This window comes from Sphingobacteriaceae bacterium (assembly GCA_002319075.1).
Classification (GTDB): domain Bacteria; phylum Bacteroidota; class Bacteroidia; order B-17B0; family Aurantibacillaceae; genus Aurantibacillus.
Window position 1 is genome coordinate 1,312,430 of record NVQB01000001.1, and the last position, 25,204, is coordinate 1,337,633.

The 25,204-nt window shown below is 38.9% G+C and carries 16 protein-coding genes; 11 read left to right on the plus strand and 5 right to left on the minus strand.

Going from position 1 to position 25,204, the window contains the following annotated elements; all coding sequences use genetic code 11:
- Positions 1-25 precede the first annotated feature (25 nt).
- Positions 26-1,867: a hypothetical protein gene (locus tag CNR22_05970; protein PBQ31327.1), complete on the plus strand. Its 1,842-nt coding sequence runs from the start codon at positions 26-28 to the stop codon at positions 1,865-1,867.
- Between the two features lie 7 nt (positions 1,868-1,874).
- On the opposite strand, the gene CNR22_05975 is transcribed toward CNR22_05970, so the two are convergent.
- The 5 genes from CNR22_05975 to CNR22_05995 all read right to left on the minus strand — a co-directional run bounded on the left by CNR22_05975 (position 1,875) and on the right by CNR22_05995 (position 6,939).
- Complete coding sequence (locus tag CNR22_05975; protein ID PBQ31328.1) at positions 1,875-2,336, minus strand: hypothetical protein; 462 nt, start codon at positions 2,334-2,336, stop codon at positions 1,875-1,877.
- A gap of 17 nt (positions 2,337-2,353) precedes the next feature.
- Positions 2,354-3,985: an NADP-dependent glyceraldehyde-3-phosphate dehydrogenase gene (locus CNR22_05980; GenBank protein ID PBQ31329.1), complete on the minus strand. Its 1,632-nt coding sequence runs from the start codon at positions 3,983-3,985 to the stop codon at positions 2,354-2,356.
- 268 nt (positions 3,986-4,253) lie between these two features.
- On the minus strand, positions 4,254-5,285 hold the full coding sequence (locus CNR22_05985; GenBank protein PBQ31330.1) for a transcriptional regulator: 1,032 nt from the start codon (positions 5,283-5,285) through the stop codon (positions 4,254-4,256).
- The gene (locus CNR22_05990; protein ID PBQ31331.1) at positions 5,285-6,325 is read right to left on the minus strand and encodes a LacI family transcriptional regulator; all 1,041 of its coding nucleotides are present in this window, start codon (positions 6,323-6,325) and stop codon (positions 5,285-5,287) included. The genes CNR22_05985 and CNR22_05990 overlap by 1 nt, the downstream gene beginning before the upstream one ends.
- A gap of 92 nt (positions 6,326-6,417) precedes the next feature.
- Positions 6,418-6,939: a TetR family transcriptional regulator gene (locus tag CNR22_05995; protein ID PBQ31332.1), complete on the minus strand. Its 522-nt coding sequence runs from the start codon at positions 6,937-6,939 to the stop codon at positions 6,418-6,420.
- Between the two features lie 248 nt (positions 6,940-7,187).
- Between CNR22_05995 and CNR22_06000 the strand changes: the two genes are divergently transcribed.
- From CNR22_06000 to CNR22_06045, 10 genes are all read left to right on the plus strand, one after another.
- A complete protein-coding gene (locus CNR22_06000; protein PBQ31333.1) occupies positions 7,188-10,190 on the plus strand; it encodes a SusC/RagA family protein in 3,003 nt (1,000 codons plus the stop codon).
- Positions 10,191-10,212: 22 nt separating this feature from the next.
- Positions 10,213-11,844, plus strand: coding sequence for a RagB/SusD family nutrient uptake outer membrane protein (locus CNR22_06005; protein ID PBQ31334.1), 1,632 nt, complete (start codon positions 10,213-10,215; stop codon positions 11,842-11,844).
- A gap of 77 nt (positions 11,845-11,921) precedes the next feature.
- A complete protein-coding gene (locus tag CNR22_06010; GenBank protein ID PBQ31335.1) occupies positions 11,922-13,067 on the plus strand; it encodes a family 88 glycosyl hydrolase in 1,146 nt (381 codons plus the stop codon).
- 167 nt (positions 13,068-13,234) lie between these two features.
- Complete coding sequence (locus tag CNR22_06015; protein PBQ31336.1) at positions 13,235-15,367, plus strand: hypothetical protein; 2,133 nt, start codon at positions 13,235-13,237, stop codon at positions 15,365-15,367.
- 5 nt (positions 15,368-15,372) lie between these two features.
- Complete coding sequence (locus CNR22_06020) at positions 15,373-16,731, plus strand: family 88 glycosyl hydrolase (GenBank protein PBQ31337.1); 1,359 nt, start codon at positions 15,373-15,375, stop codon at positions 16,729-16,731.
- A gap of 6 nt (positions 16,732-16,737) precedes the next feature.
- Positions 16,738-18,108: a rhamnogalacturonan acetylesterase gene (locus CNR22_06025; GenBank protein PBQ31338.1), complete on the plus strand. Its 1,371-nt coding sequence runs from the start codon at positions 16,738-16,740 to the stop codon at positions 18,106-18,108.
- The gene (locus CNR22_06030; protein ID PBQ31339.1) at positions 18,105-20,996 is read left to right on the plus strand and encodes a glycoside hydrolase family 2 protein; all 2,892 of its coding nucleotides are present in this window, start codon (positions 18,105-18,107) and stop codon (positions 20,994-20,996) included. Before CNR22_06025 ends, CNR22_06030 begins: the two co-directional genes overlap by 4 nt.
- Positions 20,997-21,066: 70 nt before the next feature.
- Positions 21,067-21,522, plus strand: coding sequence for a DUF4440 domain-containing protein (locus CNR22_06035; protein PBQ34837.1), 456 nt, complete (start codon positions 21,067-21,069; stop codon positions 21,520-21,522).
- 34 nt (positions 21,523-21,556) lie between these two features.
- Positions 21,557-24,439, plus strand: a complete 2,883-nt coding sequence (locus CNR22_06040; GenBank protein ID PBQ31340.1) for a glycoside hydrolase family 2 — start codon at positions 21,557-21,559, stop codon at positions 24,437-24,439.
- A 1-nt stretch (position 24,440) separates the two neighbouring features.
- A complete protein-coding gene (locus CNR22_06045; GenBank protein PBQ31341.1) occupies positions 24,441-25,202 on the plus strand; it encodes a GntR family transcriptional regulator in 762 nt (253 codons plus the stop codon).
- Positions 25,203-25,204 lie beyond the last annotated feature (2 nt).

Genomic DNA, 25,204 nt, shown 5'->3' on the forward strand with positions numbered 1-25,204 from the left:
ACTGACTAAACACTAAATCGGATTTATGAATCAAGCAGTGCGGACAAAACTTTTCCTACTTGGCATAGTAATTTCTTCTGTAATTGGCTTCCCTTTTATTCTGGATCCAACATTGATGCCGCGATTCATAGCGCTGGTAATTTTTGCAGCTCTGAGCTTGTACTTTTTTTATAAGGTTAATAGTTCATTCATTGTAAAAGTTGATCTCATTCTTCTTTCCTATGCCTCTTACACTTTGTTTTGCTGTCTCTCGTTCTTGTGGTCCACAACAAGTTCCGAGGCCATATTTGAATCTTCTAAACAGTTTTTGAATTTATTTGTTTTTCTACTGACTTATTTTAGTTTAAAAACAGACTATACCTTCTTCATAAAATCTCTTCTTAAAGTTTCTGTTATTCTTTTTGTATTTATTTTTCTTTTTGCTCTTTTTCAAATTTCGGGATTGGAAAACCTGGATAAGGAGTCTCTGTATCAGGTTAAAAGTATACAAGGTCATAAAAATTTATTTTCGAGTTTTCTTTTTCTGAATCTCTTCTTTTTAATAAGTGCAACTTATAAACTTGAAAAAAAATGGAAGTTAATGGCGGGCATTTGCATTGCACTTAACCTGGGCCTTCTTTTTTTTCTTAGAACAAAAGCTGTGTGGACAGGATCAGGAATCGCTCTTTTAGTTTTTATTACTTTCTATCTGTTTTCTAAAAGCGTTAAAAGCTCAAAGCACAAACTAAATTTAGCTGTGGTCTTAGCATTGACTATTGGCTTTGCCAACCTATTCTTTTTAGGACTTTTACAACCTATCATTCAAAAAAGTGTACACTATACTTCGAAGGCCGATTCATTAAACGCACTTACGGGTATTAAACTAGAAGAAGAACGTTTAATCATGTGGGATAAGACCTACCATCTCATTCAGCAAAAACCTGTGGCGGGCGTTGGGATGGGAAACTGGCAGGTTCATTTTCCAGATGCTACTCTAAGCGGATTATGGCGTGGAGAAGATTTAAATTACACTTATCAAAGGCCGCATAATGATTTTCTGTGGATACTTTCGGAAACAGGGCTTGTGGGCTTCAATTTATTTTTACTGTTTTTGTTCTCAACACTCTTCCTGTTAGTCAGAACTCTTCGCGTACTCTATCCAGGTACCGATAAGAACTTACAACTTGATATTTTAGTTTGCGTGGCTTTTATCAGCGGCTATTACACCATTTCATTTTTTGATTTCCCTAAAGAACGCATCGAACATGGCATCTGGATCAATCTCATTTTAGGATTTGCCTATTATCTTATAAAAACGCAGGGTTCACCAAGGTTCTATTTCACTATTAGAATTGGCAGAAGTCATCTGGCCATTACTGCAGTTTTACTTATTTTTATTTTTAGTATTGGACTCTTAAGATTTAAAGGTGAATTTTTTATGAGAAGGCTACTGATCTACAAAAGCACCAATCAACTTCTTAACGTTGTAAGTTCAGGTAACAGTGCTCAATCTTTTGCCTACACGATTGACGCTACATCCGTTCCTGTTAGCTGGTATACCGGCAACGCAAAAGCGGCGCTTGGACACTTTGAGGATGCCCAGAAGGATTTTATAACTGCCTATAAATTAAGCCCCTTCAATAAAAATGTTTTAAATGATCTGGGATCGTCTTACGTGTATACCAATGATGTGTTACGGGCTAAAGTACTTTACGAAGAGGCTGCCCGTATTAGCCCCCGTTTCGACGATCCTAAATTAAATCTTGCTGCGATGTATATCAATGCGAAAGATTTTAAAACGGCTTCCTTCTGGCTAAAATCTTTAATGCACGATTCTGAACGTAGAAAAAATTACGAGCAAATTGTGGGAGCGTTAAGCGACAAGTAACAAAAAATCATTTAAAACTTAAAGGAGCTGAACGGTTATAAGACAGCAGTGTGTCGGCATTTCGCCGGCGTGCATACCTGGCCAGATAAGAACCAGGAGTGGTGTGACCGGAGTATAAGTAGATTTGTTTTACTGAATGCTCTCTGCACCATTTGTCGAGACCTATAGAAATAAATGCGGAGTGGTCGTAAACCAAAAGTGATGGCAGCTGTTTTAATTTCCCTAAACGCGTCAACATCTTCACTATCTGAGTTTCCACCGAACTGTTTATTTCGATTGCTTCCAGAGCCAATACCAATTTTTTGGACTGGTCTGCCAGTGTTATAAATTTAATTTCGCGGCCATTCCACAACGTCTCGCCTGTAAAACTTAGTTCCCAGATTTTTGACGACTGACTTAAATCAATAAGATTTTGTTTGTACAATTTATTGAGGCGCGTGTTTTTTATAAGTCTGCTTGAATTAAACATATTTTTTAATGACTGCTTTAGAAAATAAACTTTGTACTTAAAAAATTTGAACGTTCGTTACTGATAATATCGTTGATCAATTCTTTATTATTATCTGTAAGTTTGGTTGCTACGAGTGAACGGATGGAGAAAGCGCGTAAAGCATCATGCACTGAAAGAGTTCCTTCAGCACTGTCTTTTCTGCCTGTAAAAGGAAAAGAATCGGGTCCGCGCTGGCTTTGACTATTAATGTTTACACGACCTACAAGATTTACAGCAACATCAATAACCTGTGCAATTTCTGCAGAATCGTTACTGAACAAACTCATTTGTTGCCCGTAAGTTGAATCGATCATATATTGAATAGCTTCGCTTATATCATCAAAAGGAACGATTGGAATTACCGGACCAAATTGTTCTTCGTGGTATAATTTCATTTTATCATTTACCGGATATACAACGGCAGGATAAACAAACGACTCAGAAGTTGCGCCACCGTTTTCGTTCATAACACTTGCTCCGTGAGCCACCGCGTCGTCGATACATTCTTTCAAATATCCTGGCTTATGGGGCTCAGGCAGTGGAGTAAGATTAACACCTGGTTCCCATGGCATTCCATATTTTAATTTTGCGATAGCTTCATTAAGTCCCTTAATAAATTCGGTAGCCAGAGAACGATGTACCAGAATAATTTTGAGAGCTGTGCACCGCTGACCGTTAAAGGACAAAGCCCCTAAAATAGTTTCCTGTACTGCCTGTGTTAAGTCGGCATGTTTAGAAACGATTGCTGCATTTTTAGCATCTAATCCCAATACTGCGCGAAGACGGTTTACTTTTGGATGTAATTTTTTAATATCATTAGCTACGCGGCTAGAACCGATAAGCGAAAGAACATTTACTTTACCAGATTTCATTAATACAGGAACAATATCAGCACCTCTTCCATAAATACTATTTACCACACCTTTTGGGAAACACTCTTTAAATGCTTCCAGCAGAGGGTAATGTAAAAGCGTTCCATGCTTTGGTGTTTTAAATAACAAAGTATTTCCCATAATGATAGCGGGAATTAACGTTGTATATGTTTCGTTTAAAGGATAATTAAATGGCCCCATGCAGAGTACAACTCCCAGGGGAACGCGGCGCGCTTGTCCGGCTATGCCTTGCTCAATGGCAAAGTTAGAGGCCTGGCGATCCATGGTTTTTAAAGCGTCAACCGTAGCGTAAATGTATTCAATGGTGCGATCAAACTCTTTTACAGAATCGGTGTACGATTTGCCGATCTCCCACATAATGAGTTTAACAGTAAGATCTTTTTTCTTTATGATATGATGAACAAATTTCTCTACGCATTTGATTCTGCTGCTCACACTCATTGAAGGCCACTCGCCTCTCCCGTGATCGTACGCGTTTTCTGCTGCGGCCAGAGCCTCGAGTGCTTCAGTTTCGCCACAAATAGGATAGGTGCCAATGAGTTTACGTTCTAAACCTTTTTCTGTTCTGATACAAACGGGTGAATATACTTTGTGCGTAGCTCCCGACCATTTCTTCATTTCCCCGTTAATGAGGAATTCATTCTGGTTAATTTCTTCATTCAAACGGTATTCAGCGGGAATCTGATCTTCCGATACGAATATTTTTTCGAAGGATACTTTTTCTTTTATTATCATGATTTCAATTTTTGAATTTTGGTTTGCGAACGTCAGCTTAGAAATTATTCAGCTTAGCTAAACCTGAAATTATCCTTTTATACCTGCTGAACTATCCTGAACCGGCCTGACCTTACAATTTCTTAACGTTGGTTCGGGAATAGATTGCAACGCTCAAAAACAATGTTACAGAATAAAAAACGCGATGACGACAAAGCGAATGGAATTAATTACGCAATCGTTTTCGGCATCGATTGCAACCGAAATTTGAAAAAACACCAATTAAAATTTAAAGAGACTCTCTTAAAATAAGAGCGAAGGGGATTTCGACCTGGCTTGTAGAATGCTCAAGTACAAGCTTTGCGGCCGTTTCGCCCATGAGTTTAAAATCTGTAGAGACAGTTGTTATTCCTTTGAGGATTATTTTTTTCAGAGGCACTTCGTTGTAAGAAATGATTCCGATATCTGTTCCGATATGAAGGCCCTGAGAAATAATGCGTTCGATTAAGACCACCAGATCATCTTCCATTAAATTAATAAAAACATCGCCTTTATTAATTGTTTCATGCGTTACAGAAGGAATTACTTTACACTCGAATTTAAATTCTGCACAAAAGCGTTTTACACCTTCAATAATTTCTTCGGGATAGTAACTGTTTTCGGGAAAAATTATTTTTATCGTGGAATAATTTCTCAGGCGTGTTTCAGCTTTTGTAAGCGCAGAATAGATATCCTTGGAGAAATTTTCGTAGACAGCACCATACTCGCCTTTAATGCCGGGCATAGATCTATCCAATATAATTAATTTTCCTTTGGGGATTGTATTGATAATTTCATGTGCATTTTCACCTCCCTCAATAAAATGGGGAATGATCACATAATAAGAATAATCCTGCTTAGCGTTGGCGAGTATTTTTTTGAACAAACCAAAATCGCTGTTATAAATAAAAAGATCTATAAAAACATTTTCGCCCATTGCTGCGGCGAAGGAATCATAAATGATTTTTTTGTGCGCGCTGAGTTTATTAAACAATAAAAAAATACGTGTTGGTTTTGTAAAATCTGTATTCTCAATAAAATAGCCTTTGCCCGGAACGGAGCCCAGTACGCCTTTTTGTTTCAGCGATCTATAGCCTTTTTCGGCAGTATCCCTCGAAATTTCAAGTTGAAAACTTAATTCGTTGATAGAAGGAAGAAGATCGCCTTTCTTAATGGAACCAGAAGCAATACCGTCTAATATAGAATTATAGAGCTGAAGATATTTAGGAGTGGATGAGTATTCATTCACCTTTATCAGCTCAAACATTCTTTTTGCATCCATTATTTTTTCTTTTTCTTGAATGAAGATTCGCGTTCAAATAACTGGCAGGGTAAAACGTTGTAATTAAATTTTTCAAGCTTGGTTTTACTGGCTATTAACTGAAGTAAAAGATTTATAGCATTTTGTCCTATATCAAAGGCGGGTTGATGCACCACAGATAGTGAGGGGTTGAGCAGTTCACTTAAATCGCGGTTAGAAAATCCAACCAGTGCCACATCGTCGGGCATTTTAATATTATTGGCCTTTAGATAACGCAGCGTTCTCGTAGTTAAATTATCTCCACAAGTAAGAATTGCATCCGGCTTCACCTTCATACTGAACAGTTCCTGTAATGAATTTTCAACTTCATTGAGAACCATTCCACCATGTGCGCAGTATTTCACGTAATCCGGGTTAGGGACAATTTTATTTTCAAGGTGCGCTTTCAAATAGCCAGCGTGCCTGTTTTGCATGGTAGAAAGATGCGGGGCATTTCCCAGAAAAGCAATTTTTTTGTAGCCATTTTTAATAAAATGAGTTACTGCGTCGTAAGCTCCTTGCTCGTTATCAGAAATAACTTTATGTGTTTTTATTTCATTTGCAATACAATCGAAAAATACGATGGGCATATTTTTATCGTGCAATCCCTGGTAATGGTCTACGTTGGTGGTTTCCGAAGAAAGGGAAACCAAAAGGCCATCCACAGAACGAGAGGCAAGATGGGCTACGTTAATCAACTCTCTTTCGTATGAGCCATAGGTTTGTGTGATAATAACATTGTATCCTTTATCATAGGCGATGGATTCAATTCCGTTAATGGCCTGGGAGAAAAAATTATTTGCAATTTCACTTACAACAATTCCAATAGCCTTACTTGAACGCTCCTTCAGACTCAGTGCAATCTGATTTGGCTTATAGTTCATTTTTTGGGCGTACTCTGTAACTATGCGTTTTGTTTCGGCGCTAATTTCATAGCTATCTCTTAAGGCCCGCGATACTGTTGAGATTGACAACCCTAGTGCCTTTGCAATATCCTTAATGGTTATGGTCTCAAATTTCATGTCTATTACTTTAAACAAGTATACACAAAAATTGTAATAAGTAAAACAAAAACAGGGAAAGCAGTGCTAATACAGGGCAAATAGATAAAAAATTAAAGTGAATATTTTTCTTTGATGAACGCTTGCATTTTTTTTATTTCTGCAGGTTGCGTAATTTTTAATTTCCAAAGAGCATCTACCAAAAGGAGTAAAAGTTCTGTTTCTTTTTCCGGCTTTTTATAATCAAGTTCTGAAAAAGCCTTAACCAGCAGGGCGTACACGGGCTTGATAAAAGCAGCGTGTTGTTTGCCGGAAATATCCATGAACATAAGCCTGGATTGTAATTCCCAAAAATCAGGCTCTTCTGTAACAAGTTTATAAGGTAATTCTATGATGTTAAAAATAAATTTACGCGGATCACTTTCTTTCATCATGCCCCGATTTTGCTCGATCACACGCTTGTATCCACTTTTGATTATGAAAGTGAGCAATTGCTCTTTGTTTCCAAAATGTTTAAAAATCAATGCTTCAGAAACTCCAGCCTCCTGGGCTATAAGCTGTGTGGTTGTGCTTCTGTAGCCCTTGTGCGCGAAAAGATTAAGCGCCACTTCACTGATTTTTTGTTTACGATCCATTCGGATAAGTCGTTTTTTTGTTACTCAAATCTATTCAAAAAAAGCCGAATTTTTATTTTATAAGCTCCGATAGTTACAAAACTTTGCCCGGACCGCAAACTCGCAAACGTTTCCGGCAACGATTGCGCAATTTTTCTTTTAGTTTATTTAACAATAGGGGCAAAAATGTCATACAATTGTTATCGAGTAAGTGAATACTTACTTAAAAAAACAACCAAAAAAAAATACTAAATTAAACAAAGCAACTAATGAGAAAACGACTACACACACTAAATCGAGCCGCATTAACATGTCTCTTGTTAATGACTGCATCTCTAATTACTGCACAAACACGTAATATTACGGGCCGCCTTATAAGCGCCGGTAATGACACCCTCGTGGGTGCAGTGGTTAAGCAGAAAGGAACAAATGTTGGAACACAAACTGGACCGGATGGAAGTTATTCCCTTACAGTTCCGGATACTGCAAATGTTACACTCATATTTTCTTACATAGGATATGCCGACAAAGAAGTTGTTGTAGGATTGCAATCTTCTGCCAGCCCTGTAATGGAAGACGACTCAAAAATTTTAGACGACGTTGTTGTGGTTGGTTATGGTACCGTTAAGAAAAGTGATCTTACCGGATCGGTTGCAAGCATTAAACCCGACGAACTCAAAAAAGTTCCGACTGCCAATATTATGGAATCTATTCAGGGTAAAGTTGCCGGTGTGGATATTACGAGAACAAGTGGAGAGGCCGGCGCGGCGGTTAATGTAACCGTTCGTGGTAACCGTTCGATTACGGCAGGTAACGGACCGTTATATATAGTTGACGGAGTTCAATACTCGAACATCCAGGATATCAATCCTAACGACATTCAAAGTATGGAAGTTCTAAAAGACGCGTCCTCTACTGCTATTTATGGATCACGCGGTTCAAACGGTGTTATTATCGTTACTACCAAAAGAGGTGCCTCGGGAAAAACAAAAGTGTTCTTTAACAGTTACACAGGTTTTTCGCAGGTGGAAGGGATGCCGGAAGGTTTGAGCGGTGAGCAGTACATTGCGCTTCGCCGTGAAGCCTACCGTACTAACGGAATATGGAACAGCGTTGCAGATGATCCTAAAATTTTTAACGGTGCTGAATTAGGCTGGATTGCCGATGGCACTTCAACAAATTATGTTGACAAATTAGTACACAACGGCCTGCAACAAGATTATCAAATTGGTATTTCAGGTGGAACAAACAAATTAAAATCTTATTTCTCGTTAGACTACTATCAAGAAAAAGGCATTGTGAAATTAGACGAGTTGAAACGCTACACCGGTCGCGTTAACCTGGATTATTCTGTAAATAAGTATTTCAAAGTTGGAACACAAACACAGATAACCTATTATGACCAAAGTAAGAGATCGAATGCTATGACAAAAGCCCTTGGTACAACACCACTAGGACCCGCTTTTGACGACGGAGGAACATTAATTTATTATCCCGGAACAGGAGCCAATCCAAATCCTTTAGCTGACGAGCAAGCGAATGTATATTCCAACCTTGGCAACACTTTAAGAATTTTTCCTACTGTTTACGCTGAATTAACTCCATTTAAGGGATTCACGGCCAGAACAAATGTGTCGTTAAATATGACCTCTGCACAGGAAGGCTTGTATGCCGGAGCATTTAGCGTTGGCCAACTAGGTACGGTTTCAAAATCAAGTATGACAAACAATAACAATAATAATCTTGATTGGCAGGGAATTTTAAATTACACCAAAGAAATTAAAAACCATTCTTTTGGAATTACTGCATTAACAGAATTGATCCAAAACAAAACGGTTACTATGAATGCGCAGGGTCAAAACCAATTGGTAGCCTCACAGCTATTTTACAATGTTGGTGCCAACACTCAAAACGTAGCCATTGCAAGTGGTTATTCAAAAACGGCATTAGTGTCTTTCGCGGGTCGCGTTAATTACGCTTTTAAAAGCAGGTATTTGTTAACAGCTACCATGCGCAGCGATGGAGCATCTGTTCTTGCTGAAGGCAACAAATGGGATTACTTTCCTTCAGTAGCTGCGGGCTGGCGTTTCAGCGAAGAGAAATTCTTCGCAGGAGCTAAGAAAACTTTCAACACTGCTAAATTAAGAGCCAGTTATGGATTAGCGGGTAATGCCTCAGTAGCTGCTTATTCTTCTCAAAACACTTTAATCAGAATTCCTTTTGCTTATGGTGATAATTCAGCAACCGGATATGTTTACAATTCACAAATTGGTAACCCCGATCTTAAATGGGAAAAATCAGCAACTGCAGATATCGGACTTGATATAGGAATGTTGAATGATAGAATTCAGTTTACGGGTGATGTATACGACACACACACAAACAACTTATTATTGAACCGTGTTCTTCCGCTTTCTACCGGTGTAAGCGCCGTAACTGAAAACGTTGGAAAAACCCGTAACCGTGGGATTGAACTATCGTTAACTTCAGTGAATATCCAAAAGAAAAATTTTCAATGGAGTACTACTGTTACCTTTATGAAAAATAAAGAAGAAGTTAAAGAACTTGTTGGCGGTGTAAACATTTTAAATATCGGAACATCTTCAAATCCACAATACTTAGTAGTTGGTTCACCCGTTAACACCTTTTTTGATTACCAAAAGGTTGGCATCTGGCAATTAGGTCAGGAAGATGAGGCTGCTAAATTTGGACAAAAACCCGGAGATATTCATGTGAAAGACGTGAATGGTGACGGCAAAATAAATACTGATGACCGTACTGTTCTTGGGTCGCAGGTTCCAAAATGGAGCGGTGGATTTAATTCTGAATTCAAATACAAGGGATTTGATTTGAGTTTTTACATCTACGCACGTGTTGGTCAAAAAGTTTATTTAAACAACACCGGGAATCTTTACGATCCGCGCGTACAATGGAACAGTGTTAACATGAATGGTTTTGATTACTGGACACCTGAAAATCCAACAAACGATCTTCCTCGTCCGAACTCTAACTTAACTTATAGCAGCCTTCAATACTATAACACTATTGGTTATATGAATGGTTCTTTTGTGAAGTTAAGAAATGTTCAAATTGGCTATACTTTCCCGACGAGAATTACACAAAAAGTTAAAATCGAAAGACTTAAAGTATACGTAACAGGAAAAAATCTCATCACCTGGAGCAAGACCAAAAATTATGATCCGGAAATGAACGGCTCGTTAAATAATCCTTTAGTAAGATTATTCATTGGTGGTGTAAATATTGATTTCTAATTAAAGCATTAAAATAAAGACTATGAAATATTCATATATAAAAGCAGGTTTATTAATCACAATTCTATCAATATCAGTTGTGGCTTGCAAGAAAAAACTTGAAGAATACAATCCAAGCGGATTAACAGATCAAAGTGTTTATACCACTCCGGCAGGTTTTGAGAGCCTGGTAAACGGAGCCTATTCCTTCCAGCGCTGGTGGTACGGAAAAGTTCAGGGGTATGCTATCTCAGAAATGGGCACGGACCTTTGGGCAAGTGGCTCTGCAGATCAGTATCCTGAATTAACGCAATACACAAACTTACAAGGTGTAAGCGAGCCGGTTACTACTGAATGGTCGAAGCTTTATGCTGCGGTGAATATGTGTAACACCGGCCTTGCAAAAATTGACGGTTCAGGATTAAGTGCAGCTCTAATTAAAACACGTACCGCTGAATTAAAATTTTTAAGAGCATTTTATTATTGGCATATAGTAGAGATGTGGGGCGGCGTTAATTTTAGTACTGTGCCTACCGAAGGTATTGTTACGACTGCAAACAAGACCCCCGTTGAAAAATTCTATGAGCAAATTTTTGCCGACCTTACTGATGCTATTGCAGGATTGCCAAACACAACTGCAGACTATGGCAGAGCAACAAAACCAGCAGCCGAGGCTTTTATGGCAAGGATGTGTATAACGCGCGGACGTCACGCAGATGCAATTACTTACGCAAATAACGTGATTACCAAATACACTTTTTCCCTTTTACCAAACTATGCTGATCTCTGGAAAATGTCAAATCTTCAAAATAAAGAAATCGTGTATGCAGTAAATTACTCCTCTAATTTATTATTAAACGACCGTACTGATCCTGTAAACTACCCAACCGGCGACGGTAATGGAAGTAACAATGGTCATCTTTTCTTTGTTATGAAATATGATGATCAACCTGGGATGGCAAGAGATATAAATGGCGGACGACCATACAATCGCTGGATGCCTTCGCGCTTTTTACTTGATTTATTTACTACCGGCGACACACGTTACGACGCCTCATTTAACCAGGTTTGGTATTCTAATTCGGCTACACGCCCAGCAGGTATGGCACTTGGTGACACGGCGCTTTTCGCGACAAAAAAATCGATAGCTGTAAAATCAACCAAGTACAAAACATTTGACAGAGATGTTGTATACAATGCAAACGGGTCTGCGAAAAACAGATTACAGTATGTGGCTTTGAAAAAATTCATGGATCCAACACGTACATCAGTTAACGAACAACAAAGTGCGAGAGATGCGTATGTGATCAGGCTGCCGGAAATGTACCTGATTATTGCAGAGGCAAATTTAGCTTTGGGTAACACGGCTGCGGCAGCCACAGCAATTAATACAGTGAGACAAAGAGCGGCTGGTGGGACTAATGTTCTTGATATAACAGCAGCCGACGTAACTCTTGATTTTATACTGGATGAGAGAGCCCGTGAATTTGCAGGTGAACAATTGCGCTGGTTTGACTTAAAACGTACTAATACCTTAGTTAGCCGCGTTCAGGCTCATAATCCGGATGTGGCCGCAAAAATTCAATCTTATCATATAGTTCGTCCGATTCCTCAAAGTCAGATTGATGCTGTAACAAATAAAGGAGAGTTTTCACAAAATCCTGGTTACCAATAGTCAAATTTTTAACTTTATAAAAAGTGTGTGAAGCAATTCACACACTTTTATTTTTTAATTCTTTCTTTAATAGTTCTATGCTTAATTTTAAAAAAATAGTTTCCGCTTTTCTTTTCATCACATTCTTTTCCGGATCTATTCCCCTGAATGCGCAAACCCTTCCCGATAAAAAACAAGTATTATCCTCTATGCAACTTGCCAATTCGTATTTCATGGCAAAATGGCCGGACGCAGGAAAAGATATTACCGTAAAAGAAATTACCCGCCCCAGCAATATATGGACAAGAGCCGTTTATTATGAAGGCCTCATGGAACTTTATAAAACAGACAAACAGAAGAAATACCTTGATTACGCGGTACAATGGGGCGAAGCTCATAAATGGGGCCTTCGCAAAGGAGTAGAAACCCGTAATGCTGATAATCAATGCTGCGGACAAATTTACTTTGATGTTTATAAACTAACCAAAAAACCAGAATGCATTAAGGACATAAAAGCATCTATTGACCTTATGGTTAAAAGTGATAAGGAAGATGACTGGAACTGGATTGACGCTATTCAAATGGCAATGCCTGTTTTTGTGCGACTTGGTGTGGAATACAAAGACACGAGTTATTTTAATAAAATGTACAAACTCTATGCTTTTGCAAAGTATAAACATGGAGGAAATGGCTTATATAATGCCGCCGATAAATTATGGTGGAGAGATAAAGATTTTGTTCCTCCGTATAAAGAGCCTAACGGTGAAGACTGCTACTGGAGTCGTGGTAATGGCTGGGTAGTTGCCGCACTGGTGCGCGTTTTAGAAAAATTACCAAAATCAGATCCACACTATAAAGAGTATTTACAGGATTATAAAGATATGATGGGCGCTTTATTGCCTATACAACACGCCGATGGACTTTGGACCGCCAGCCTGCACGATTCAACAAATTACGGAGGAAAAGAAATTACCGGAAGTTCGCTTTTTATTTATGGAATGGCCTGGGGAATAAATAATAAACTACTTGATAAAAAAATATACTTACCTGTTATTGCAAAATCATGGAATACAATTGTAAAAGATGCCGTTCATGCTGATGGTTTTTTAGGGTATGTTCAGGGAACGGGGAAAGAACCGAAAGACGGGCAACCTGTAACTTACACAAGCGTTCCGGACTTTGAAGATTATGGCCTGGGATGTTTCTTACTTGCAGGTACCGAAATCTATAAATTAAAACGTTAAATCCGGGATCAGATTATTGTTTTTTATTCATTAAAATGTTAGTGATTTTAGGATTACAAGACCGTAATCTGCTCCGGGGTTTTCTTTCTTTCTAAACTATTTAAATTCTTAAAAAAACAGACAATACAGGACAGTGTTTTGATTAATAATACCAATATTTGAAAAGCATGAAACACATTGCCTATTTACTTATTTTTATTTTTGTTAGCGGGCATTTTTTTGCGCAGGAAAAAATAAACCGGAAAGAAGTTGTTCAAAGACATAGAGTTGAATTAAAAAAACCAGATACTCTTTCATCTCTTACAGTGGGCAACGGCGAGTTCGCCTTTACAGCAGACATCACAGGTTTGCAAACATTTCCTAAAGAATACCAAAACGGAGTACCGCTGGGAACCCAGTCAGAATGGGGATGGCACAGCTTTCCTAATACGGAGAACTATAAGTTTGAAGAAACTTTCCGGTATTACGATTTAGATAACCGTAAAATTCCCTACTCCGTTCAATTAAAAGAGCAGAGAGGAAAAGATGCCTGCGAGTATTTTCGTAAAAACGCTCATCGTTTACAATTGGCAAATATCGGAATGGATATTTACAAAAAAGATGGCACTCTTATTCAACTCAAAGACCTTACAGATTGTTCGCAGACGCTTGATCCCTGGTCGGGAGAACTATCAAGTACTTTTAACGTAGAAGGAGAGGAAATAAAAGTTACTACTTACGGACATCAGCAAAAAGATTTAATAGGTTTTAAAATAAATTCAAATTTATTACAACAAGGAAAAATAAAGATTAATATCAAATTCCCCTTTCCAACTGCTCAATTTTCAGATATGGGTGTTTATTATGGCGATGCTGAAAAACACAGCTCACAAATAACCACCAACAAAAAAAACAGCGGCATAATTAAACATACTTTAGATACAAGCACTTATTTTCTGAACGTAAACTGGTCAAATAAAGCCGAACTAACCGAAAAATCTAAACATTATTTCAGTATTAGTCCTGATGCCTCAAGTGCAACCTTTGAGTGCACTATTCTTTTTACAAAAAACAATAAACTTCAAAACACTGACAATTTCGCTTCTGCAAAAACAAGCAGTGAAACAAGTTGGGAAAAATTCTGGCAATCAGGCGGAGCAATTGATTTTAGTGGAAGCACAGACACCAGAGCCAATGAACTTGAACGCAGAATTATTCTTTCACAATATCTTACCAAAGTGCAATGCGCGGGTAATTGTCCACCACAGGAAACCGGTTTAACATACAATAGCTGGTATGGTAAACCTCACCTTGAAATGTACTGGTGGCATGCCGCGCATTTTGCACTTTGGAACCGTACTGATTTACTTGAAAAAAGTATGCAATGGTATTTTGCAGCTTACAAAGGAGCGCAGGAAATTGCTAAACGACAAGGATACAAAGGCGCACGCTGGCAAAAAATGACGGACAATGCGGGAAACGAAAGTCCTTCATCTATAGGCGCGCTGCTCATCTGGCAACAACCTCACCTTATTTATTTAGCCGATTTGGTTTATAAAACCAGGAAGGATGAGAAAACCCTTGACAAATATAAAGAACTGGTATTTGCTACTGCAGATTTCATGGCGTCATTTCCTCAATATGACAAGGAAAAAAAACACTACAATTTAGGGAAAGGTTTAATTCCGGCACAGGAATGCTTTAATGCAGCAGACACTTATAACCCCACTTATGAGCTGGCTTACTGGCACTGGGCCCTGAACAAAGCGCAGGAATGGCGGATACTATCAGGCCTGGAAAGAAAAAAAGAATGGGACGATGTTATCAAAGCCTTAGCTCCTCTTCCACAAAAAAACGGTGTGTATTTAGCAGCAGAAAGTGTGCCCGATTGTTACGCTGCTGACAGTAAGTATTTAATCGACCATCCTGCGGTTCTTGCCGCTTTAAGTACAATTCCGCCCTCTAACGGTTTAGATACCGCCGCAATGCACCGTACATTTAATTGGGTAGATAAAGTATGGACCTGGGAACACACCTGGGGCTGGGATTTTCCCTTAGTGGCGATGACAGCTGTGAGACTAAACTCACCTAAGCAGGCTTTGGATGCGTTATTTATGAACGTTCAAACCAACACTTATTTACCCAATGGCCATAATTACCAGGACGAACGCCTGACCATCTATTTGCCCGGAAATGGCGGACTATTATCAGCTGTAGCACTGATGTGCGCTGGTTCAGAAAATTCAAAAATTGAAAATCCCGGTTTTCCAAAAGACGGTAGCTGGAAAGTGAAATGGGAGAATTTAAATAAAATGCCTTAAGACCGATGAAAAAAATAATCTTACTATCCGCCTTCGCCGCAAGTTTTACATACGCACACGCTCAATACACGAGTGGTAAAGGAAACGATGTTACCAGCCCGCTTCATTTAATGAAACCTGACTATGTAACTCCGTATTCGGCCATGAGCAAGGAAGACATTAAAAAAGTGATAGACCGAGTTTATGCTTATCTCGATGCGGTAACACCTGCGCAGATGGTAAACAAACAAACCAACGAAGTGGTTAGCGATATTCTAAAACTGGATACAAATACAATTGTTCAACCTGGCGATTACCGCTTGACAAGTTATGAATGGGGTGTTACCTATTCTGCTTTTTTGCGCGCTACTGAAACTACCTCAGATAAAAAATATTCAGAGTATGTCAAAAAACGTTTCGATTTCCTTGCCACCTGGGTTCCACCTGTAAAAAAATTAGTGGATGCAGGTAAGTATAAAACCAAAGACTTCCCTTTACACCAACCAATTGCACCACATGCGCTAGATGATGCCGGAGCGGTGTGCGCTGCTATGATCAAAGCAACAAATGCCGGATTAAATACAAACCTCCGTCCTCTTATTGATAATTACATTGCTTATGTGGCAACAAAAGAATACAGATTGGCTGACGGAACATTGGCCCGTAACCGTCCGCAAAAAAACACCTTATGGTTAGACGATCTATACATGGGAGTTCCCGCAATCGCTAATATGGGAAAACTAACAAACGAAAAAAAGTATTTTGATGACGCTGTTAATCAACTTAAATTATTTACTGAACGCATGTTTAATAAAGAGAAAGGTCTTTACATGCACGGGTGGGTAGAGGGCATGGAGCAACACCCGCAATTTCACTGGGGACGCGCTAATGGTTGGGCGATTTTAACCATGGTTGAATTGCTAGACGTACTACCAGAAAATCATGAAGGAAGACCATATGTACTATCGCAACTAAAAGCACATGCGAAAGGCTTAGCGTCCTATCAATCGGGCTTTGGATTCTGGCATCAATTATTAGATCGTGAAGATTCTTATCTGGAAACTTCTGCCACAGCCATCTACGCTTATTGTTTTGCGCATGCTATTAATAAAGGGTGGCTGGATGCTAAGGCCTACGCGCCAGCAGCTATGTTAGCATGGAATGCCGTAGCCACAAAAGTAAATGATAAAGGGCAAGTAGAAGGTACCTGTGTTGGTACCGGAATGGCCTTTGATCCTGCATTTTATTATTATCGTCCTGTAAATGTTTTCGCTGCGCACGGATATGGTCCGGTAATTATGGCCGGTGCCGAAATGTATGAACTTATGAAAACGAGTCCCCTTAAACTTAATGACAGCTCCATTCAGTACTACAAAGACAAATAAAGCCAGATGTTATTTAAACAAATAATTAAGATCAGTGTTGTTACTTTGCTTGCGTTGTATGTTACAAAAACTTACAGCCAAAAAAATACAGATCTTAAGTTTGATTTTGGAAATAATACTGCTCCATCAGGATTTATAAAAATAACTCCACAAACAAAATTTACTTACAACCTCGGTTATGGATTTGTGAATACTACAGATCTTGTGAGTATCAGTGACTCTTCAAAAAACACTTTTTCCAGAGGATATATTACCAGCAATAAACCTTTTTTTTTCGCTGTAAAACTGCCTGATGGAAATTATGATGTAACCATTACTCTTGGCGATGGCACTGGAAGATCAGCCACAACTGTTCGCGCAGAATGCAGACGTTTGTTTTTACAAAATGTAAAAACAAAGCAAGGTGAAATTCTTAAACAAAGTTTTACCGTACACGTTAAAGATAGCCTCATAAGAAACGCTGAAGACAAAATTATTAGTTCCGTTAAATTAAAACCAAGAGAACGGAGTTATTTACATTGGGACAACTTACTTACCCTGGAGTTTAACGATAGCCTTCCGAAAGTAAGGATGATCGAAATTAAAAGAAATGAAAAAGCTATAACTGTTTTTTTAGCCGGCAATTCTACGGTAGTTGACCAGGACCGTGAACCCTGGGCGGCGTGGGGACAGTTCTTTCCCTCGTTTTTTGAATCGCAAAAAATATGCATTGCTAACTATGCAGAGTCGGGAGAGACCTTAAAGGCTTTTGAAAAAGAAAACCGCCTGGCGAAGCTTATGAGTCTGGCAAAAAAAGGAGATTACCTTTTTATTGAATTTACACACAACGATCAGAAACCTGGCGGTAATCATTTAGATCCTTTTACCACCTACAAAGACACCTTAAAATCATGGATCCGCCAGGCAAAAAAAAGAAACATCATTCCAGTTCTGGTCACCTCGATGCACAGAAGAGTTTTTGATTCAAGCGGGCATGTAGTGAATACCTTGCTGGACTATCCGGAAGCTATGCGCCAGGCTGCCCGGGAAGAAAAAGTAGTACTGATAGATTTGAATGCCATGAGCAAAGTACTTTACGAAAGCTGGGGTGTCGAAAACTCAGTTAAAGCATTTGTGCATTATCCGGCACATACCTTTCCAGGACAGGATCTCGAATTAAAAGACAACACACATTTCAATCCTTATGGCGCTTACGAACTGGCACGCTGTGTAATAAGTGAATTGCACCGATCGAATTTGCCTTTGAAAAACTATTTAAAAAAAGATATTTCAGATTTTGATCCATCTAAACCCGACGCCTTTTCAAACTGGTATTGGCCGCTTAGTCCATTAACAGAATCAGTAAAGCCGACGGAAATTAAACTCAACGAACTATGATAAAAAAGATTTTTCTCTTCAGCGTATTTTCTCTAGCCCTTTCAGGCACTTCACAAACGCAGTGGCCGACAATAACCCAGGCAAATAAACCATGGACCCGCTGGTGGTGGGAAGGAAGCGGCGTTGACAAAGAAGGTTTAAGTGCTGCGATGAAACTCTACCAGCAAGCAGGACTTGGCGGTTTAGAAATAACTCCCATTTACGGAGTAAAAGGCGCGGAAGATAAATTCTTAAATTTCTTAACACCCCAATGGACCGAAATGCTTCAGTATACTTTAAACGAAGCGGCTAAACTAAACCTGGGCATAGACATGGCAACCGGCACGGGTTGGCCTTTTGGCGGTCCCTGGGTTAAACCGGCAGATGCTTGTAAAAATATTCATCTAAAAACATACAGCTTAAAAGAAGGCGAAGAATTAAAAGACACGATCTATTTTACGCAAAAAACCATGGTGCGAACCGTAAGTGGAAAACCAGTAGACATCACCACACTTTCCTATCCTATTGCAACAAATAAGAATTTACAGACCTGCGCCTTTGATCAGGTTGTTTATCCAATTCCTCTCGATCTTCATGTGTTAATGGCCTATTCTGATAAAGGAGTTGTTATTGATCTTACAAAAAAAGTAAATGCAAAAGGCAAATTAAACTGGAAAGCTCCGAAAGGAAACTGGAATCTTTACGCACTGTTTATGGGTTGGCATGGCAAACAGGTCGAACGGGCCGCTCCTGGTGGTGAAGGAGATGTTATAGATCATTTTAACGAACAAGCTTTAAAAAATTATCTTTCAGAATTTGACAAAGCATTTAAAGGAAAAGACTTATCCGGTTTAAGAAGTTTTTTTAACGACTCTTACGAAGTAGACGATGCGCGAGGTCAAAGCAACTGGACTCCGGAGTTTTTCAAAGAATTCAGTGCAAGACGAGGTTACGATCTAAGAAATGAACTCCCATCGCTTTACCAGATTGAAAAATCTGAAAAGACAGCTCGCGTTCTGTATGATTATCGCTTAACTATTTCTGAACTACTTTTAGAAAAATTTACCAAGCCATGGCATACATGGGCAAAAGAAAAAGGAAAATTAATACGCAACCAATCGCATGGATCTCCTGCCAATATTCTTGATTTATATGATGCTATCGATATCCCGGAAACAGAAGGAAAAAACGCCATGCGTTTTAAATTTGCAACTTCAGCGGCCAACGTAAGCGGCAAACCTTTGGCATCAGCAGAAGCATCTACATGGCTCAATGAACATTTTGTTTCTAAATTAAGCGACGTTAAAAAAAACCTCGATGATTATTTTGTTGGAGGGGTAAATCATATTTTTTACCACGGTACAAATTACTCTCCCCAAAATGATGCATGGCCGGGCTGGTTATTTTATGCTGCAGTGCATTTTACTCCTTCAAACCCTTTCTGGAAAGATTTTGGAACACTCAATAATTATGTAGCGCACTGCCAGTCTTTTTTACAAAAAGGAAAGTCAGATAATGATGTGCTGGTTTACTTCCCTTACAATGATAAAATATCTGAAGTAAATAACGAAGCTGATTACCGCCAAACCTATTCTGAACACGATCCGAAACATGTATCCGGATTTTTATATCACTTTGATGGCATGAATGGTTTTGAAAAAACTGATTTCAAAACATCTTCAGACATGCTACTTGAAAAAGGATACACTTTTGATTTTATTTCTGACAAACAACTTGAACTGACAACCTCTACAGGAGGACTTCTGGAAACTACGGGCAATTCTTACAAAACAATTTTGCTGAGCAATACAAAATACATTAGCCTGCAAACCTTTACCAAACTTGCGGACCTCGTAAAATCAGGCGCAACCGTTATTTTCTATAAAGATTCTCCCTCTCTTGTTCCAGGACTATCGCATTTGAAAAAAAACCAGGCCGGACTGGACGCCCTTTTAAAACAATTAAATTACAGCAAGACCTCGGTTACCTCTATACAACAAGCGGTTTTAGGTAAAGGAAAATTTATTAAAGGAGACGACCTTTCTGAACTTTTAAAATTTGCTTCTGTAAGCAGAGAAAGTCTTGCTGATAAAGGTCTCGGTTTTGTGCGCCGTAAATTAGGAACTGGCCACTACTACTTTATTACAAATTCAGGTACCAACAGAATAAACGATTACGTTAGCATAGAAAGTAAAGGGGCCACAGTAGTTTTATTTGATCCTATGTTCGAAAGAAAAGGCCTCGCTAAAATTAAAAAAGACGATGGTGGAAAAATAGAAGTTTTTCTTCAATTGGAACCAGGTGAAAGCTGCATTTTGCAGGTCACCCCTACCATTGTTAATGATGTTCTTTTTCCTTACAGCAAGTCTAACGGTTCTGCAGAAGTGCTAAAAGGAAAATGGATTGTAAAATTTTTAAGCGGAGGCCCGGTGTTGCCGGCAAGTTACGAAACTGAAAATCCCGCGCCATGGACGGCCCAGTCGGCAGCAGACTACCAGAATTTTTCCGGAACGGCCGAATACAGTACCACATTCGATAAGCCAACAACCAATTCTGAAGCCTATCAGCTTGATCTTGGAAAAGTTGAGGAAAGCGCTGAAGTAATTTTGAACGGAAAAAAAATGGCCACACTTATTGGACCGAATTACAAGGTAATTATTCCTGCAGCTTCGTTACAAGACAATAATCAACTACAGATAGTAGTAACGAATGGAATGGCTAACAGAATTATTGATCTTGAAAAAAGAGGTGTGGAATGGAAAAAATTCTACAACGTTAACTTTCCGGCGCACGATGCCGAAAACAGAAACAAAGACAACTTATTTACTGCTAAAAGCTGGACAGTGCGTCCGTCGGGCCTTACAGAAAAAGTAACACTAAGCCCCATTACACTTGAACATAAACCTTAGGTAGAAAAACTTTCTCTTAACAGTTTCACTAAAACTAAATGCAATGAAATCAATGATTCACGAAGGCGTAATGCCAAAAATCAAAACCTTAAGTAAAAAACTAATCTTAACACTCGCCCTTATGACAAGTATTTCAACAACCACAATCGCACAATCAAAAGAAGAAAAAGAAGTAGCAAGCGCCCTAGAAGCTTTACGAGTTGCCATGGTTGACGCTGATAAAAAAGGCCTGGAAGAAGCAGCATCAGAAGATCTTAGCTATGGTCACTCTGGTGGTCATGTAGAAGGTAAAGCAGAGTTTGTAGATAAAATTGCAAGCGGAAAATCTGATTTCGTTACCATTGAGGTTTCAAACCAGACCATTAAAATTGTGGGTGATAATGCCATTGTAAGACATGACCTTAAACTGGAAACCAACGATGGTGGTAAGCCAGGAAATGTTTCACTACACGTTTTATACGTTTGGAAAAAACAGCATGGCCATTGGAAAATGATCGCCAGGCAAGCAGTTAAAATTGCGCACTAATTAATAACCTGCTTCGGCAGTTTAAATTCCATAAATGAAAAAAATATTTTTTGTTAGTCTTTTTGCTGTGTTTTATTTTGCCGATATTTTTGCGCAGACAAAACAGATTCAATATTTGTCCGGCACGGGAAGCGACAAAACCGTTGCCTGGGATTTCTTTTGCACCAGCGGAAGAAAGAGTGGCGCCTGGACTAAAATACAAGTCCCTTCCTGCTGGGAACAACAAGGCTTTGGAGAATATAATTTTGGACGGGATTATAAAACTTACGGAAAAAATTTTCGGTTTGCGGACGAAAAAGGGATGTATAAATTTGAATTCAAAGTCCCTGCTTCCTGGAAAGATAAAGAGGTGTTTATTGTTTTTGATGGATCTATGACGGATACAGAAGTCAAAATCAATGGCAAGCCTGCAGGTAAATTACACCAGGGAGCTTTCTATAGATTTAAATACAATATCTCAGACAAACTTAAATATGACCAGACAAATTTGTTAGAGGTAACTGTAAGCAAAATGTCAGCCGATGAAAGTGTGAACAATGCCGAGCGCCTTGCTGACTACTGGATTTTCGGCGGAATTTTCCGTCCGGTTTTCTTAGAAGCAGTTCCAAAGCAAGCTATTGATTATGTAGCTATAGATGCAAAAGCCAATGGCGACTTTGCCATGCAGGTTCACACGAAAGGGTTGTTGCAGGCATCTGATATTGTTACAGAAATACGCGATTCAAAAAATAAAATCGTGGCAAGTACTACGACAAAAGCAAACAAAGACGATTCACTTATTCTAGTGACTTCAAAAGTTCAAAATGTTTTACAATGGACTTCAGAAACCCCAAGACTTTATTCGGTAAACGTTTCGCTAAGAGCTGGCGGGAAAACACTTTACCAGCTTTCAGAAAAAACCGGATTCAGAACAATTGAAATAAGAAGAGGAAACGGCGTTTATATTAATGGTGTACAGGTAAAAATGAAAGGTGTTAACCGTCATTGCTGGTGGCCAACGACAGGCAGAACATTAAATGACAGCCTTCAGCTGGCAGACGTAAAGCTGCTAAAAGAAATGAACATGAATGCCGTGCGATGTTCTCACTATCCACCTGATGCAAAATTCCTGGACCTTTGTGACTCTTTGGGACTATATGTTTTGGACGAATTGGCTGGCTGGCAAAAATGGTATAGCTCAAAAGCGGGCGAGCCATTGGTAAAAGAACTTGTACTAAGAGATTTAAATCACGCCAGTATTATTTTCTGGGATAATGGCAATGAAGGTGGAACCAATAAAGAGCTCGACGATGATTTTTATAAATGGGATTTCTCAAAACGTCCCGTAATTCACCCACATCATAAACCAGGCAATGAATACAACGGCATTGATTGTAATCATTATGAAGACTTTTACAGCAGCACAAAAATTTTAAACGATTCGCTAATCTACATGCCTACAGAATTCCTGCATGCACAGGATGATGGCGGCGCCGGCTCTGCGATGTCGGAATTCTGGGAATTACATTGGAATGCAAAAAAATCAGCCGGTGGATTTATCTGGGCATTCAACGATGAAGGCATTGTAAGAACAGATCATAACAACCAGGTGGATGCGAATGGCGTTAACGCGCCCGACGGAATACTTGGTCCGTTCCGTGAAAAAGAAGGTAGCTTTTTTGCCTTGCGAGAGATATTTTCTCCTGTTAAAATTTCAATGAAAAAACTACCCGATAATTTCTCTGGCAGCATTGAAATTGAAAACAGGTACCACTTCACCAATATCAGCACCTGTACTTTTCAATGGGCCCTGGTTAATTACAGAAAGCCCCAGGAAAGTTTCGCAGGTTATACTATTGCTAAAAAAGGCTCTGCCCTAGCCCCTTCTATTGCACCGCTTCAGAAAGGAAATTTAAGTATCCCGATCCCGGCGGATTTCAAAAACTACGATGCACTTGTTTTAAGCGCCAACGATGGGTTCGGAAAGGAAATATATAAATGGACCTGGAAGATTAAACCCAATACATTATTACTTGATGGCATTGTAACTATGAATGATAGCATTGCTTCCGCGTACGAAAATGATACCGCGTATGTTCTTTCTGGTTCGGATATTATCATTAGTCTGTCGAAAAAAACCGGGCAACTGGCAAACGGGTTAAAGAGTAAATCTTCTACCATGGATAAATTGTCGTTTAGCAATGGGCCTTTGTTTACACAAGGAGAAACTAAAGTACTGGCTTCAAAAAGATACAAGGATGGAAATAATGCCATTGTTGAATTTGTTTATGAAGGAAATTTAAAATCGGCTAAATGGACAATCTTCGGCAGTGGATGGGTAAAACTGGATTATGAGTATAATTTGAATGGCACATATAATTTCAGCGGAATAAGTTTTTCTTATCCTGAAAATTTTATTCTTGGCGTTAAGTGGATGGGCAAAGGTCCATACCGCCAGTGGAAAAACCGTAGTGCAGGCACTCCAGTAAATGTTTATCACAAATTGTATAATAACACACAAACAGGTTATTCTCCTATGATTTATCCCGAATTTAAAGGCTACTACGGTGACATTACCTGGATGGAATTTAATACTGTTGAAGGAAAATTTTATGTAGCGAGTCAGGACACGGGTCTATACGTGCGTCTTTTCGACTTTTACGGCTTAACAGGCATTAAAAATTTCCCTGAGTTACCTGTTGGAAATATTTCCTTTCTCGATTGTATTCCACCAATGGGAACAAAATTAGGATTGACTATTAATCCGAATACTCATGTTCTTGGTGTGCAGAGTGAACAAACAAAAATAAGCGGTCCGGTAAAAAGAACACTGTGGTTTTATTTTGGTTTACCTAAAAGTGATGCATCTAAAAAAGAACAGTATTCGCGGCCTGCAATTGATGAAGTGTTTGATACAACTGCTCCCAAAACAAACTAACATGAAGACAAAATTTTTAAACTATTTACTCTTAAGTCTGGTCTTTTCTTTATTTGCTTTCGCTAAAAAAGCAGAGAACATAAAAGTCTACCTGATCGGTGATTCTACCTGTGCCATTAAAGAACCGAATAAATATCCTGAAACCGGCTGGGGCATGCCGTTTGTGTATTTCTTTGACTCCAGCATAGTTGTTGATAACCGAGCTAAAAACGGAAGAAGCACAAGAACATTTATTGAAGAAAAATTATGGCAACCGGTAGTTGAGAACCTAAAAGAAGGAGATTATGTTTTTATTCAGTTCGGACATAATGACGAGGTGAAGACAAAAAAGAGTTACACGACTGAAGAAGAATTCAAAAAAAATCTGGTGCGTTATATAACAGAATCAAAAAATAAAAAAGCACTTCCCATTCTTATTACCCCTGTGGCAAGAAGAAAATTTGACAGCGTTGGCGTTTTTGTAAAAACACATGAAGTTTATTCTGCTATTGTGAGAGAAGTGGCCAGGCAGCAGCAGATTCCGCTCATAGATTTGGATATTAAAAGCACAGAGCTTCTTATAAAAATGGGAGTAGAAAATTCGCGCATGCTTTTTTTACAACTTGCTAAAGGCGAGCATCCCAATTATCCCGAAGGTATAGAAGACAACACACACTTCAATGAATTTGGTGCTAGGAAAATAGCACAAATCGTTTTAGAAGACATCCGGAAATTGAATTTACCACTTGCCGCACATATCGTGAAGCCCGGTGAAAAAAAATAATC